We start from the raw sequence: 14,817 nt of genomic DNA, 5'->3' as shown, positions 1-14,817 counted from the left end.
ATGAGCGGCGGTGGCGCGGAAGGCGTCAATCTCGAAGGGCTGAGCAAGGGCATGGGCGGCGCCAGCCCCGAACAGCAGGCAAAGCAGGACGCGATCGGCGCGGCCGAGGGCTCGAGCGACAAGCAGATGTCGCAGGAAGAGCAGGACGCGATCCGCGCCAAGAAGCAGGCGCACGACGACGCCGTCGCGGCCAAGGAGCAAGCGGCGGGGCTGAACAAGCCTGCCTGACCCTCCGAACGCGGATGAAGGGGGCCTCGCTTGGAAGCGGGGCCCTTTTTCGTTGCTCAACCCGGCAACCCGGCGCGGGGTGGATGGTTGATCCGGACGAACGGCTGCGTTGCGCGGCCGCACCGGAGAGAGCGTCATGCAAAATCCTGAACCGAACACCGCCAACAGCCCGCAAGGCCCGTCGGGCACGATGCCGACCGACGCCACCGCGCAGCCGCAAGGCCAGCAGGGCGGCTCACAGCAGCAGCAGGGCTCTCAGCAGCCGGGCTCGCAGCAACAGGGTTCGCAGCAGCAGCAGGGCGGGGGCACGCCCCCGCAGGGCGCGCGGCCGTCCGACTCCCCCACCACCCGCTACGAAGGACCGATTGCGGGGCCGGATGGTGAACAAGGCGTCAGCCTGACCGGCAACGACGCGAGCGCGGAAGGTTCGCCTGAGCAGCAGCGCAGCGAAACCGCCGGGATCGCCAGCCAGCAGAGCGGCGGCGCGCAGGCGCAACAGGCGCCGCTGGGCGAGCAGAACCCGGACAATTGGGAGGAAAAGCAGGGGCTGGATCACACCCGCGCCGGCAGCAACCCGAACTGATCGACAAAAAAGGGCGGCGCGATCGATCTCGCGCCGCCCTCTTTCGCGTCAGCTGAACGCTATCTGGATCGCCGGTTACGAGCTTGCGGCGCTCCCCGCCGCTTCCTCGTCCGAGACGATCGTCAGACCATCCTGCTCCGCCGCCTCGGCTGCCGCGGCCGCCTCCGCGGCGCGGGCGTTGGCCTCCCGCTCCGCCTTCAGCTCTTCGATCAGCGCGGCGCGATCACCGGCGTAGCGGGTGTCGACCGGGGCTTCGATGCCCGCCTTTTTCGCGGCTTTCGCCACCAGGGCGTCGAGTTCGCGCTGTGAGCACAGCCCGAGCGCGACCGGGTCCTTCGGCACGATATTGGCGATGTTCCAGTGCGTGCGCTCGCGGATCGCTTCGATCGTGTTGCGCGTGGTGCCGATCAGGTTGCCGATCGCCGCGTCGCTGATCTCCGGGTGATGCTTGACCAACCAGGCGATGCCGTCGGGCTTGTCCTGGCGCTTGCTGACGGGGGTGTAGCGCGGCCCTTTGGTGCGGCGCACCGGCTCCGGCCCGGCGAGCATCTGCAGCTTATAGCTGGGGTCGGCCTGGCCCTTCTCGATCTCCTCGTGCGTCAGTTCGTGCGCGCGGATCGGGTCGCGGCCGGTGAGCTTGGTGCCCGCGGTATCGTCGGCAATCGCCTGCACTTCGAGGATGTGCAGCCCGCAGAAATCGGCGATCTGCTGAAAAGTGAGCGAGCTGTTGTCGACCAGCCAGGCGGCGGTCGCGTGGGGCATGAGCGGCTGGGCCATCGAAGGCGGCTCCCGGAGCTAGAAACAATAAGGGCCGCCCCTTCCCGGAGCGGCCAGCTTGTTCGCGGCTCTATCGCGGAGTGCGCTTGCTGTCACTAGCTCAACGAACCGGGGCCGGAAGGCGTCGCGCCCCCCGGCCCCGATCGAGCGCTGCTGGGAAGATCAGACGTCGTCGCCCAGCGCGCCCTTCACAGTGCCCTTGGCGTGCTGGACATCGGCCTTCGCCTGCTGCGCTTCGCCCTTGGCTTCGAGCTTTTCGTTGCCGATCGCCGCGCCTGCGGCTTCCTTGGCCTTGCCGGCGATGTCGTTACCCGCGGCCTTCGCCTTGTCGACGAATTCACCCATGAGATATCTCCCGATTTCAATGCCGCAACATGACTTGCGCGGCCGTGGCATGGAAACGTGGCGGCGGCCGAGAGGTTCCGGCTGACCGCGCCTACGACGGGCCATCTTCCTCCCAGACTACGAGGTCGCCGGGCTGGCAACTCAGCGCGCGGCAAATGGCGTCGAGCGTCGAGAAACGGATCGCGCGCGCCTTGCCAGTCTTGAGAATCGACAGGTTGGCGAGGGTGATGTCGACGCGCTCGCTGAGTTCGGTCAGCGTCATGCGCCGCTGGTGCAGGAGCTCGTCGAGTTGGATACGGATCGCCATCAGACCGTCCCCTCCGCGTCTTCCTGCAACGCCACGCCGTGCGCGAACACCTCGGCGAGGGCGAAGCACAGGAGCGCCGCCAGGAGGCCCGACAGGCTGTACTGGAACACGCCGTCCAGGAGTCCTTTCCCCTCCATGCGCATCGCGATCCACTGCTGGGCGACAATCACCGGCTGATAGGCGATGACCAGCCAGGCGAGAGTCCGCAGCCGGCGCACGTTCCGGTCGGTGAAGATCGCTCCCGCGCGGGCATCCCGCAGCATGCGATCGAGCTGCCACAAAGTGAGGGCGGAGACGGCAAGCACCAATGTAGCGATCGCCATCATCGGGACCACCAGCGCGGAGTTGAGCCCGGCGTCCGTTGGGAGCGGGCTCAACCCTACCACGAGCGCGAAAGTGATGCCCGCCGTCACCAGCGTCAAAATGCCCAGAAGGATCAGCCCGACGCGGGTCACCACGAAGCTGATGTTGAGGAAGGGACCAGGACTACGCATATCGAGCTCCGATGTATGACTCATCGAAAGTCGATATGTTTAAGCGGCTTCTTATTGTCAATCGATATTATCGGTTTTCGATATGACGGTCGGTTAGGCGGTTTGACAGTCATCGTCCGACCCGGTAATGCAGCCCTACCCGATCGGTCGGGACGGAAGGCGCCGTCGCGCAGTGCTTTCCACGGATGGACCGGCGGGGATCAGGACGCTTGGACACCGCCGCCACCGGATTTTCCGGAGGTCGTGCGGTGCTTTGCGTGTCTCATGCGCCCGTGATTTCTACGGCAAAGGCAGATTTTCCGACATGGCGAAAAAGGCTCCGGCGACCACCGCTGCGACCGCGAACGAGGCTGCGACTCGCGCCCCCACGCGCGGTCTTGCGACTTCGACCAAGCGTATCCGCAAGCTGTTCGGGAACATCCACGAAGCGATCGAGATGCCGAACCTGATCGAGGTTCAGCGCGAAAGCTACGAACAGTTCCTGCGTTCGGATGCGGCGACGGGTTATGTCTCGGGGCTCGAGAAGACGCTGCGCGGCGTGTTCCCCATCCGCGATTTTGCCGGCACGGCCGAACTCGACTTCGTGCATTATGAGCTCGAGCCGCCGAAGTACGACATTGAGGAATGCCGCCAGCGCGGGCTGACTTACGCCGCGCCGATGAAGGTGACGCTGCGTCTGATCGTGTTCGAAGTGGACTCGGAAACCGAGACCCGCTCCGTGCTCGATATCAAGGAGCAGGACGTGTACATGGGCGACATGCCGCTCATGACCGAGAACGGCACCTTCATCATCAACGGCACCGAACGCGTCATCGTCAGCCAGATGCACCGTTCGCCGGGTGTGCTGTTCGATCATGACCGCGGCAAGACCCACGCCAGCGGCAAGTTCCTGTTTGCTGCGCGCGTCATCCCCTACCGCGGCTCGTGGCTCGATTTCGAGTTCGACGCCAAGGACATCGTCAACGTCCGCATCGACCGTAAGCGCAAGTTGCCGGTCACCAGCCTGCTCTACGGGCTTGGCCTCAATGGCGAGGAAATCCTCAACCATTTCTATACGACTGCGCGCTTCGAACGGGCTAGCGACGGCTGGAAGATCCCGTTCAGCGCGGACGCATGGCGCGGGGTAAAGCCGGCGTTCGACGTGGTCGACGCCAGCACCGGCGAAGTTGTCTTTGCCAACGGCCAGAAGATCAGCCCGCGCCTCGCCAACAAGGCGGCGAAGGACGGTCTCACCACGCTGATGATCCCGACCGAGGAGATCTTCGGGCGTTATTCGGCCTACGACCTCATCAATGAAGCGACCGGCGAGATTTACATCGAGGCCGGCGACGAGGTGACCGCCGAGAATCTCGAGAAGCTCGACAAGGCGGGGATCGACGCGATCGACCTGCTCGACATCGACCACGTCACGACGGGTCCGTGGATGCGCAACACGTTGCGCGTCGACAAGGCGGAGGACCGCGACCAGGCACTGGCCGACATCTACCGCGTCATGCGCCCTGGCGAGCCGCCGACCCGCGAGACGGCGGAGGCGCTGTTCCAGGGCCTGTTCTTCGATAGCGACCGCTATGACCTCAGCGCGGTGGGCCGCGTCAAGCTCAACATGCGCCTCGACCTCGACGCGCCCGACGACCTCACCACGCTGCGCCGTGAAGACATCCTCGCGGTGGTCAAGGAGCTTGTCGACCTCAAGGACGGCAAGGGCGAGATCGACGACATCGACAACCTCGGCAACCGCCGCGTGCGTTCGGTCGGCGAGCTGCTCGAGAACCAATACCGCGTCGGGCTGCTGCGCATGGAGCGTGCGGTCAAGGAGCGCATGTCGAGCGTCGACGTGTCGACGGTCATGCCCAACGACCTCATCAACGCGAAGCCGGCGGTGGCCGCGGTGCGTGAATTCTTCGGCAGCTCGCAGCTGTCGCAGTTCATGGACCAGACCAACCCGCTCAGCGAAGTGACGCACAAGCGTCGCGTGTCCGCGCTTGGGCCGGGCGGTCTCACCCGCGAGCGTGCGGGCTTCGAGGTGCGCGACGTGCACCCGACGCATTATGGCCGCATCTGCCCGATCGAGACGCCCGAAGGGCCGAACATTGGTCTCATCAACTCGCTGTCGACCTTTGCGCGGGTCAACAAATATGGCTTCATCGAAACGCCGTACCGCAAGGTGATCGACTCCAAGGTGACCGACGAGGTGGTCTATCTCTCCGCGATGGAGGAGCAGAAGCACACCGTCGCGCAGGCGTCGGCAGAGACCGATGCCGACGGCCGCCTGGTCGACGATCTGGTGAGTGCGCGTGAGGCGGGCGAGTTCGTCATGGCGCCGCGCGACACGGTGACGCTGATGGACGTGTCTCCGAAGCAGCTTGTTTCGGTCGCCGCGTCGCTGATCCCGTTCCTCGAGAACGACGACGCCAACCGCGCGCTGATGGGCTCGAACATGCAGCGTCAGGCGGTGCCGTTGCTCCGCGCCGAAGCGCCGTTCGTCGGCACCGGCATGGAAGCGACGGTGGCGCGTGACTCCGGGGCGGCGATCGCCGCGCGCCGGGGCGGCATCGTCGATCAGGTCGATGCGACCCGAATCGTCGTGCGCGCAACGGGCGATGTCGAAGCCGGCCAGTCGGGCGTTGACATCTACCGCCTGCAGAAGTTCCAGCGTTCGAACCAGGACACGTGCATCAACCAGCGCCCGCTGGTTAAGGTCGGTGACCGCGTCGAGGACGGGCAGATCATCGCCGACGGTCCGTCGACCGAGTTTGGTGAGCTCGCGCTCGGCCGCAACGCGCTCGTCGCGTTCATGCCGTGGAACGGGTACAATTACGAGGACTCGATCCTCATCTCCGAACGCATCGTGAAGGACGACGTGTTCACCTCGATCCACATCGAGGAGTTCGAGGTGATGGCCCGCGACACCAAGCTCGGGCCGGAGGACATCACCCGCGACATTCCCAACGTCGGCGAGGAAGCGCTGCGCAACCTCGACGAGGCGGGCATCGTCTACATCGGTGCCGAGGTCGAGCCGGGCGATATCCTCGTCGGCAAGATCACACCCAAGGGTGAATCGCCGATGACTCCGGAGGAAAAGCTCCTCCGCGCGATCTTTGGCGAAAAGGCGAGCGACGTGCGCGACACTTCGCTCAAGCTGCCGCCGGGCGTGACCGGGACCGTCGTCGAGGTGCGCGTGTTTAACCGCCACGGCATCGACAAGGACGAGCGCGCGATGGCGATCGAGCGCGAGGAGATCGAGCGGCTGAAGAAGGACGCGGACGACGAACGCGGCATCCTCAACCGTGCGAGCTATGCCCGCCTCAAAGAGATGCTCGTCGGACAGACCGCGACCGCGACGCCCAAGAGCGTCAAGAAGGGCAGCGCGCTCGACGAGGGGATGCTTGAAGGCGTCGACAAGGCCGACTGGTGGAAGTTCGCGGTGGCGGACGACAAGGTCCAGTCGAACCTTGAGGCCATCCGCGCGCAGTATGACGAGGCGGTGAAGGTCATCCAGGACCGCTTCGAAGACCGCGTCGAAAAGCTGCAGCGTGGCGACGAGCTCGCCCCGGGCGTGCTCAAGATGGTCAAGGTGTTCGTCGCGGTGAAGCGCAAGCTGCAGCCGGGCGACAAGATGGCCGGCCGTCACGGCAACAAGGGCGTCATTAGCCGCATCCTGCCGATTGAGGACATGCCGTTCCTCGAAGACGGGACGCACGTCGACATTGTTCTGAACCCGCTGGGCGTGCCGAGCCGCATGAACGTCGGGCAGATCTTTGAAACGCACCTTGGTTGGGCGGCCCGCGGGCTTGGCCAGCAGATCGGGCAGGCGCTCGATGAGTGGCGCGAGGCGAACCCCGACGCGAGCGGCGGGCAGGCGCCGGCGGCGGTCGTCGAAACGCTGCAGCGCGTCTACGGCGAGAACTATGCCGACGACATCGCCAGCCGCGATGGGGACGACCTCGTCGAGATGGCGGAGCTGCTGCGCGGCGGCGTGCCGATGGCGACCCCGGTGTTCGACGGCGCCCGCGAGGCGGACGTCGCCGAAATGCTGGAGCGCGCCGGGCTCGATCCGTCGGGTCAGGTGACGCTCTACGACGGCCGCACGGGCGATGCCTTCGACCGCAAGGTGACCGTCGGCTACATCTACATGCTGAAGCTGCACCACCTGGTCGACGACAAGATCCACGCGCGTTCGATCGGGCCGTACAGCCTCGTCACCCAGCAGCCGCTGGGCGGCAAGGCTCAGTTCGGCGGCCAGCGCTTCGGCGAGATGGAGGTGTGGGCGCTGCAAGCCTACGGCGCCGCCTACACGCTCCAGGAAATGCTGACGGTGAAGTCCGACGACGTGGTCGGCCGCACCAAGGTCTATGAGGCGATCGTCAAGGGCGACGACACCTTCGAGGCCGGCATTCCCGAGAGCTTTAACGTGCTCGTCAAGGAAATGCGCAGCCTCGGCCTCAACGTCGACCTCAAGAGCCATGAAGAGCTCGGCGAGGACGGCGAAGGCCCGGAAGCACTACCGGAAGCGGCGGAGTAAGGCGTGGCATCAGCAGGGATGCCGAAGGAGAATAGAGGGCTATCTTGTGCGCTCTTGCTTGTTTTCTTCTTCGGCATCCCGCTGGCCCATGAGGCGGTCATCAGTGCTTACGGCAGAAGCACGTTTGTCGGCTTAATATTCCTCCTGCTTTCGATCGGCGTATTTGTTTGGGGTTGGCGGATTTCAGCCCCGCGCATTTCGAATGACACCCTTCAAGGGACGGACAAATGAACCAGCTCACCAACTTCATGAACCCGGTCGCGAAGCCGGAGACGTTCGACCAGATCAAGATCGGCATCGCTTCCCCCGAGCGCATCCGCAGCTGGTCGTTCGGTGAGATCAAGAAGCCCGAAACGATCAACTATCGCACGTTCAAGCCCGAACGCGACGGCCTGTTCTGCGCGCGCATCTTCGGTCCGATCAAGGATTACGAATGCCTGTGCGGCAAGTACAAGCGGATGAAGTACAAGGGCATCGTCTGCGAAAAGTGCGGCGTCGAGGTGACGGTCACCAAGGTGCGCCGCGAGCGGATGGGCCACATCGAACTCGCCGCGCCGGTTGCCCACATCTGGTTCCTGAAGTCGCTGCCGAGCCGCATCGGCCTGCTGCTCGACATGCAGCTCAAGCAGCTCGAGCGCGTGCTGTATTTCGAGCAGTATATCGTCCTCGAACCGGGTCTGACCCCGCTCGAGAAGTTCCAGCTGCTGACCGAAGACGAGCTGCTCGACGCGCAGGACGAATATGGCGAGGACGCCTTCTCGGCCGGCATCGGCGCGGAGGCGATCCGCAAGCTGCTCGAGGAGCTCGACCTCGAGGGCGAGCGTGAGGCGCTGCTCGAGGAGCTGCGCACGACCAAGTCGGAGCTCAAGCCCAAGAAGATCATCAAGCGGCTGAAGGTCGTCGAGAGCTTCATTGACTCCGGCAACCGCCCGGAGTGGATGATCCTTCAGGTCGTCCCCGTGATCCCGCCCGAGCTGCGCCCGCTGGTGCCGCTCGACGGTGGCCGCTTCGCGACTTCGGACCTCAACGACCTTTACCGCCGCGTCATCAACCGCAACAACCGCTTGAAGCGGCTGATGGAGCTGCGCGCGCCGGACATCATCGTCCGCAACGAAAAGCGCATGCTGCAGGAAGCCGTCGACGCGCTGTTCGACAACGGCCGCCGAGGCCGCGTCATCACCGGTGCCAACAAGCGTCCGCTGAAGTCGCTCAGCGACATGCTCAAGGGTAAGCAGGGGCGCTTCCGTCAGAACCTGCTCGGCAAGCGCGTCGACTATTCGGGTCGTTCGGTGATCGTGACCGGTCCCGAATTGAAGTTGCACCAGTGCGGTCTGCCGAAGAAGATGGCGCTCGAGCTGTTCAAGCCGTTCATCTACGCGCGCCTCGACGCCAAGGGTCTGTCGATGACCCTCAAGCAAGCGAAGAAGTGGGTTGAAAAGGAACGCCGCGAGGTGTGGGACATCCTCGATGAGGTGATCCGCGAGCACCCCGTGCTCCTCAACCGCGCGCCGACGCTCCACCGCCTCGGCATCCAGGCGTTCGAGCCGGTGCTGATCGAGGGCAAGGCGATCCAGCTGCACCCGCTGGTCTGCTCGGCGTTCAACGCGGACTTCGACGGCGACCAGATGGCGGTGCACGTGCCGCTTTCACTCGAAGCGCAGCTCGAAGCGCGCGTGCTGATGATGTCGACCAACAACATCCTCAGCCCCGCCAACGGCAAGCCGATCATCGTGCCGTCGCAGGACATGGTCCTCGGCCTCTACTACCTCAGCCTCGAGCGTGAGGGGGAGCCGGGTGAGGGCATGCTGCTCGCCGACATGGCGGAGGTGCACCACGCGCTGGCGATGGGTGCGGTGACGCTGCATTCGAAGATCACCGCGCGCGTGCCGCAGACCAACGAGGCGGGCGAGGAGCGGATGGTCCGCTTCGAAACCACGCCGGGCCGCATGCTCATCGGCGAATGCCTGCCCAAGAGCCACACGGTCCCGTTCGACGTCGTCAACCGTCTCCTCACCAAGAAGGAGATCGGGGACGTCATCGACCAGGTCTATCGTCACACCGGCCAGAAGGAGACGGTGCTGTTCGCCGACGCGATCATGGCGCTCGGTTTCCGCAACGCGTTCAAGGCGGGCATTTCCTTCGGCAAGGATGACATGATCATCCCAGAATCGAAGGACGAGCTGGTCGACGAAACGCGCGCTCAGGTGAAGGACTATGAGCAGCAGTATCAGGACGGGCTGATCACCCAGCAGGAAAAGTACAACAAGGTGATCGACGCCTGGTCGCAGTGCGGCGACAAGGTCGCCAACGCCATGATGGACGAGATCAAGGCGACGCCGAAGACCGACAGCGGTCGTCTGGCGCCGATCAACTCGATCTACATGATGGCCAACTCCGGCGCGCGTGGTTCGCAGACGCAGATGAAGCAGCTCGCCGGCATGCGCGGCCTGATGGCCAAGCCGTCGGGTGAAATTATCGAGACCCCGATCATCTCCAACTTCAAGGAGGGGCTGACGGTTCTCGAGTACTTCAACTCGACCCACGGCGCGCGCAAGGGCCTCGCGGATACGGCGCTCAAGACGGCGAACTCGGGTTACCTGACCCGCCGTCTGGTCGACGTGTCGCAGGACGCGACCATCGTCGAGGAGGATTGCGGCACCGAACGCTTCCTCGAAATGCGATCGATCGTGCAGGGCGGTTCGACCATCGCGTCCTTGGGCGAACGTATCCTCGGGCGTACGCTCGCGGAGGACCTGGTCGATTCCAAGACCGGCGACGTCGTCGTGACCGCGGGCACGCTGCTCGACGAAGCGCACATCGCGCAGATCGAGGCGCTGGGCATCCAGACCGCTTACATTCGCTCGCCCTTGGTGTGCGAAGCGAAGACGGGCGTCTGCGGCACCTGCTACGGGCGCGACCTCGCGCGCGGGACGCCGGTCAACATCGGTGAAGCGGTGGGTGTCATCGCGGCGCAGTCGATCGGCGAACCGGGCACGCAGCTGACCATGCGAACCTTCCACATCGGTGGTGCGGCGCAGCTCAACGAAGTGTCGAACCTCGAAGCGATGGTCGACGGCACGGTCGCCTATCGCGACATGCCGACGATCACCGACGCGCGCGGTCGCCGCCTCAGCCTCGCCCGCGGTGGTGAGCTAGTGCTGACCGACACCGACGGCCACGAACGCGCGGTGCACAAGCTGCCTTACGGTTCGAACATCCTCGTCAAGGATGGCGCGACCGTGGCGCAGGGCGAACGCCTCGCCGAGTGGGATCCGTTCACCATGCCGGTGATTACGGAACAGCCGGGGATCGTTCGCTTCCAGGATCTGGTCGACGGCAAGACCATGACCGAGCAGGTCGACGAAGCGACCGGCATCGCGCAGCGCGTGGTGATCGAATATCGCGCCATCGGTCGCGGCAAGAAGGAAGACCTGCAGCCGCGCCTGACCCTGCTCGACGAAGAGTCGGGTGAGGCCGCGCGCTACCTGCTCGCGCCGGGCACGACCATTTCGGTCGAGGACGGGGCGACGGTGGCGGCGGGCGACGTGCTCGCGCGTGCCAGCCGCGAAGCCGCCAAGACCCGCGACATCACCGGCGGTCTGCCGCGCGTCGCGGAGCTGTTCGAGGCGCGCAAGCCCAAGGACAACGCGATCATCGCCAAGGTTTCGGGCAAGATCGAATTCCTCAAGGACTATAAGGCCAAGCGGAAGTTCGCGATCCACACCGAAGACGGCGAAACCGTCGAGTATTTGGTGCCGAAGTCCAAGGTGATCGAGGTCCAGGAAGGCGATAACGTCAAGAAGGGCGACACCATCGTCTCTGGCAGCCCCGATCCGCACGACATCCTTGAGGTGTTGGGAATCGAGGAACTGGCGGCCTACCTCGTGTCGGAGATCCAGGAGGTCTATCGACTGCAGGGCGTGAAGATCAACGACAAGCACATCGAGGTGATCGTTCGCCAGATGCTGCAAAAGGTCGAGATCACCAAGGGTGGCGACACCACGCTGCTGCCGGGCGAGCAGGTCGACCGGGTCGAGATGGACGAGGTGAACTCGCGCCTGAGCAAGGGCCAGGTGCCCGCGGAAGGGAAGCCGGTGCTGCTCGGCATCACCAAGGCGTCGCTGCAGACCCGCAGCTTCATCTCCGCCGCGTCGTTCCAGGAAACCACCCGCGTGCTCACCGAAGCGTCGGTGCAGGGCAAGGTGGATACGCTCGACGGCCTCAAGGAGAACGTCATCGTCGGCCGGCTCATCCCGGCGGGCACGGGGGCGGCGATGAACCGCATCCGCGTCACCGCCTCGTCGCGCGATGCGGCGCTGCGGGCGTCGATGCGCGCCGCCACCGAAGCCGCGCTGATCGCGCCGGAGTCGGCTGAGGAGGAGCATGCCGCGGAACTCGCGCAGGGGCCGGAAGCGGCGATGGGCGACGATCCGCTGGGCATGGTCACCGGTGAAACCCACGGCACCGACGCGGACGCCGGCGACTATCTCAACCCCGAAGCCGCCGACGGCGACGATGCAGAAATGCCGTCGGTCGAAGATGACGAGGGCGCGGATAGCGAGGGCGACGACGCCTAAGCCATTGCTCGCATGAGCCAAACAAAAGCCCCGCCGGTGTCACCGGCGGGGCTTTTCGTTGTTGCCGAGGCGGGCGGGCGGCGTTCAATCCGCCACCAGAGCAAACGCGGGGTAGAGCAGCAGCGGAAAGCCCAGCGCCAGCGTCGCGGCGATGAACCCGATCCGCACCCACAGCACGTCGATGTCGAAATAGTTGGCGATGCCGCCACACACCCCGAGCAGCCTGCGCCGGCTGCGGTCGAGCGTGAAGCGCCGCGGCTCCGAACCGATCGGATGGATCATGCGACCACTCCCGACGCGGGGACGGCGAGGCTGGACAGCATGATGGCGGCCAGCGTCAGCGTCGAGGTGAGGGCGATCGTCGCCGCCGCAGCGTAGCTGGCGAGTTCGGTGCGGTGGATGGTGCGGAACATGGGAGACCCCTTCATTGATGAAACATCCGGCGTGGTGCCGACGTTCATCATTCCGCAAGGCGCGTGCCAGTCGCCAAAGACCGGGGTTGAGCCGCAAACTGGCAGATCGGCGTATCTTAGACAACGTTAGTTGGGGAATTTCACCAACTTGTCGCATCGAAATCGGACATTTCGCCTGAATGATCGCTGTCAGCGAAGTTCAGCGTTGCGCCACCGCGAATCCGATAACTCCATACCAGGCTCGGCGGAGATGGCTTCGTACGGCAGGAGGATTGAGACGATGGCGACCTTGGCGAAGACTTGGAAGGGCGCGACCGGCGCGCTGCTGGCCGGCGCGATGCTGGCGGGTTCGGTCCCCGCCAGTGCGCAGATTCGTTATGACGACTACCGCCGCGACCGCGGTATCGGCGTGGGTGAGATTATCGCCGGCGCGGTCGTGCTCGGCGGGCTTGCGGCCATCCTCGGCGGCACCGGCAACCGCAACCGCACCTATGGCTACGGCTATGACGATCGCTATGGCAATGGCTACGACAATGGCCGTCAGGCGGTAGAGCAGTGCGTGTATGCGGTCGAGCGTCAGGGCTACCGCGGTCAGCGCATCGATGTGACGCAGATCCGCGACATCGACCGCATCAACAACGGCTTCCGTATCGAGGGCGATGCGCGCACCGACGGCTACGGTTACAATCAGGGTTATAACCAGGGCTACAACCAGGGCTACGATCCCCGGTACGACCCGCGGTATGACCCGCGGTACGGCAACCGCGGTTATTACGACAATTACAACCGCAGCCGCGACGCCGACAACGGGCGCTTCACCTGCACGGTGCGCCATGGCCGGGTCGAGGACGTCCGCCTGCGCGGCTTCTGATCGACAACATAGGTGAGACGAAAAGAGGGGCCGGCGCGGAAACGCTCCGGCCCTTCTGCGTGGCGGGGGGCCTAGCCGCGCTGGCGCCGCATCGCTATCCGCGCGCCCATGACCGCGCAGACCGACCCCGCCGCCGACTCCATCCTCATCGTCGATTTTGGCAGCCAGGTAACCCAGCTCATCGCGCGCCGCGTGCGTGAGGCGGGCGTTTATTCGGAGATCGCGCCCTTCCCGAAAGCCGCTGAGGCGCTCGCGCGCATGAAGCCAAGGGGGATCATCCTGTCGGGCGGCCCCGCCTCCACGCTCGATGACGGGGCGCCGCATCTCGCGCCGGAAATTCTCGCCAGCGGTCTTCCCATTCTCGGCATCTGCTACGGCCAGCAGCTGATGAGCCGTGCGCTCGGTGGCGCGGTCGAGCGCGGTGAAGGCGGCGAATTCGGCCGCGCCAACATTACCGTGACCGAACCCTGCGCGCTGTTCGACGGGCTGTGGGCGCCGGGTGAAGAGCATCTCGTGTGGATGAGCCACGGCGACAAGGTGACGCAGCTTGCGTCCGGCTTTCGCATCGTCGCTACCAGCGCGGGCGCGCCCTTCGCGGTCATCGCCGACGATGCCGCGAAACGCTACGGCATTCAATTCCACCCGGAGGTCGTCCACACCCCCGACGGCGCGCGGCTGATCGAACGTTTTGTTCGCCACGTCTGCGGCTGCGCTGGCGACTGGTCGATGGCCGAGTTCCGCGCCACCAAGATCGCGGAGATTCGCGCGCAGGTCGGCGACGCACGCGTCATCTGCGGGTTGTCAGGCGGCGTCGACAGCGCGGTCGCGGCGGTGCTCATTCACGAAGCGATCGGCGACCAGCTGACCTGCGTGTTCGTCGACCACGGCCTTTTGCGCTCCGGCGAGCGCACGCAGGTCGAGACGTTGTTCCGCGAACATTACCACATCCCGCTCGTGGTAGTTGACGCGGAGGAACGCTTCCTCTCCGGCCTCGCAGGCGTCACCGACCCCGAGGCCAAGCGCAAATTCATCGGCAAGACGTTCATCGACGTGTTCGAGGAGGAGGCGACCAAGCTCGGCGGCGCGGATTTCCTGGCGCAGGGCACGCTCTACCCCGACGTGATCGAAAGCGTCAGCTTCACCGGCGGGCCGAGCGTCACCATCAAGAGCCACCACAATGTCGGCGGCCTCCCCGAACGTATGAACATGGCGCTGGTCGAACCGCTGCGAGAGCTGTTCAAGGACGAGGTGCGCGCGCTCGGCCGCGAACTCGGCCTCCCCGACGTCTTCGTCGGCCGCCACCCGTTCCCCGGCCCCGGCCTCGCCATCCGGATTCCGGGGGAGGTCACCAAGGAGCGCTGCGACATCCTGCGCCGCGCCGATGCCATCTACCTCGAGGAGATCCGCGCCGCCGGGCTCTACGACGCGATCTGGCAGGCGTTCGCGGTGCTGCTCCCGGTGCGGACGGTCGGCGTGATGGGCGACGCGCGCACCTACGACAGCGTGTGCGCGCTGCGAGCGGTCACCTCGACTGACGGCATGACCGCCGACGTCTACCCCTACGAAGCGGCCTTCCTGACGAGGGTAGCCACGCGGATCGTCAACGAAGTTCGCGGGATCAACCGGGTGGTGTACGACTACACCTCAAAGCCACCGGGCACGATCGAGTGGGAATGACGACGCGAGCGAAATAGCGGGGC

The 14,817-nt window shown here is 65.2% G+C and carries 12 protein-coding genes; 6 read left to right on the top strand and 6 right to left on the bottom strand.

The window, feature by feature from the left end:
• The gene (locus tag ACRYJK_RS07940; protein WP_482666988.1) at nucleotides 1–228 is read left to right on the top strand and encodes a hypothetical protein; all 228 of its coding nucleotides are present in this window, start codon (nucleotides 1–3) and stop codon (nucleotides 226–228) included.
• Nucleotides 229–364: 136 nt separating this feature from the next.
• Nucleotides 365–811 carry a hypothetical protein gene (locus ACRYJK_RS07935; RefSeq protein ID WP_482666987.1) on the top strand — a complete coding sequence of 149 codons (447 nt, stop codon included), beginning with the start codon at nucleotides 365–367 and terminating at the stop codon, nucleotides 809–811.
• 75 nt (nucleotides 812–886) lie between these two features.
• Here ACRYJK_RS07935 and ACRYJK_RS07930 read toward each other — a convergent pair whose 3' ends face one another.
• The 4 genes from ACRYJK_RS07930 to ACRYJK_RS07915 form a co-directional block, all read right to left on the bottom strand.
• Nucleotides 887–1,573: a cell cycle transcriptional regulator TrcR gene (locus ACRYJK_RS07930; RefSeq protein WP_482667423.1), complete on the bottom strand. Its 687-nt coding sequence runs from the start codon at nucleotides 1,571–1,573 to the stop codon at nucleotides 887–889.
• A gap of 177 nt (nucleotides 1,574–1,750) precedes the next feature.
• Nucleotides 1,751–1,933, bottom strand: a complete 183-nt coding sequence (locus tag ACRYJK_RS07925; RefSeq protein ID WP_482666986.1) for a CsbD family protein — start codon at nucleotides 1,931–1,933, stop codon at nucleotides 1,751–1,753.
• A 91-nt stretch (nucleotides 1,934–2,024) separates the two neighbouring features.
• Nucleotides 2,025–2,240 carry a helix-turn-helix domain-containing protein gene (locus ACRYJK_RS07920; protein WP_482666985.1) on the bottom strand — a complete coding sequence of 72 codons (216 nt, stop codon included), beginning with the start codon at nucleotides 2,238–2,240 and terminating at the stop codon, nucleotides 2,025–2,027.
• Nucleotides 2,240–2,758, bottom strand: a complete 519-nt coding sequence (locus ACRYJK_RS07915; protein WP_482666984.1) for a DUF2975 domain-containing protein — start codon at nucleotides 2,756–2,758, stop codon at nucleotides 2,240–2,242. Before ACRYJK_RS07915 ends, ACRYJK_RS07920 begins: the two co-directional genes overlap by 1 nt.
• Nucleotides 2,759–3,038: 280 nt before the next feature.
• Here ACRYJK_RS07915 and rpoB point away from each other — a divergent pair, with 280 nt between their 5' ends.
• Together rpoB and rpoC are read left to right on the top strand one after the other, a co-directional pair.
• Nucleotides 3,039–7,256, top strand: coding sequence for a DNA-directed RNA polymerase subunit beta (gene rpoB, locus ACRYJK_RS07910; protein WP_482666983.1), 4,218 nt, complete (start codon nucleotides 3,039–3,041; stop codon nucleotides 7,254–7,256).
• Nucleotides 7,257–7,483: 227 nt separating this feature from the next.
• Nucleotides 7,484–11,833, top strand: coding sequence for a DNA-directed RNA polymerase subunit beta' (gene rpoC / locus ACRYJK_RS07905; protein WP_482666982.1), 4,350 nt, complete (start codon nucleotides 7,484–7,486; stop codon nucleotides 11,831–11,833).
• A gap of 84 nt (nucleotides 11,834–11,917) precedes the next feature.
• On the opposite strand, the gene ACRYJK_RS07900 is transcribed toward rpoC, so the two are convergent.
• Nucleotides 11,918–12,115, bottom strand: coding sequence for a PspC domain-containing protein (locus ACRYJK_RS07900; RefSeq protein ID WP_482666981.1), 198 nt, complete (start codon nucleotides 12,113–12,115; stop codon nucleotides 11,918–11,920).
• Nucleotides 12,112–12,246: a hypothetical protein gene (locus ACRYJK_RS07895; RefSeq protein WP_482666980.1), complete on the bottom strand. Its 135-nt coding sequence runs from the start codon at nucleotides 12,244–12,246 to the stop codon at nucleotides 12,112–12,114. Before ACRYJK_RS07895 ends, ACRYJK_RS07900 begins: the two co-directional genes overlap by 4 nt.
• 280 nt (nucleotides 12,247–12,526) lie before the next feature.
• Here ACRYJK_RS07895 and ACRYJK_RS07890 point away from each other — a divergent pair, with 280 nt between their 5' ends.
• Together ACRYJK_RS07890 and guaA are read left to right on the top strand one after the other, a co-directional pair.
• Nucleotides 12,527–13,117 (top strand): hypothetical protein, encoded by a 591-nt coding sequence (locus ACRYJK_RS07890; protein WP_482666979.1) that lies wholly within the window; start codon nucleotides 12,527–12,529, stop codon nucleotides 13,115–13,117.
• Nucleotides 13,118–13,225: 108 nt separating this feature from the next.
• On the top strand, nucleotides 13,226–14,794 hold the full coding sequence (gene guaA / locus ACRYJK_RS07885) for a glutamine-hydrolyzing GMP synthase (protein ID WP_482666978.1): 1,569 nt from the start codon (nucleotides 13,226–13,228) through the stop codon (nucleotides 14,792–14,794).
• Nucleotides 14,795–14,817 lie beyond the last annotated feature (23 nt).

This window comes from Sphingomonas sp. BLHR8 (assembly GCF_056821725.1).
The sequence above is the reverse complement of the archived record's forward strand: the minus strand, read 5'-3'. Positions and strand labels throughout refer to the sequence as shown.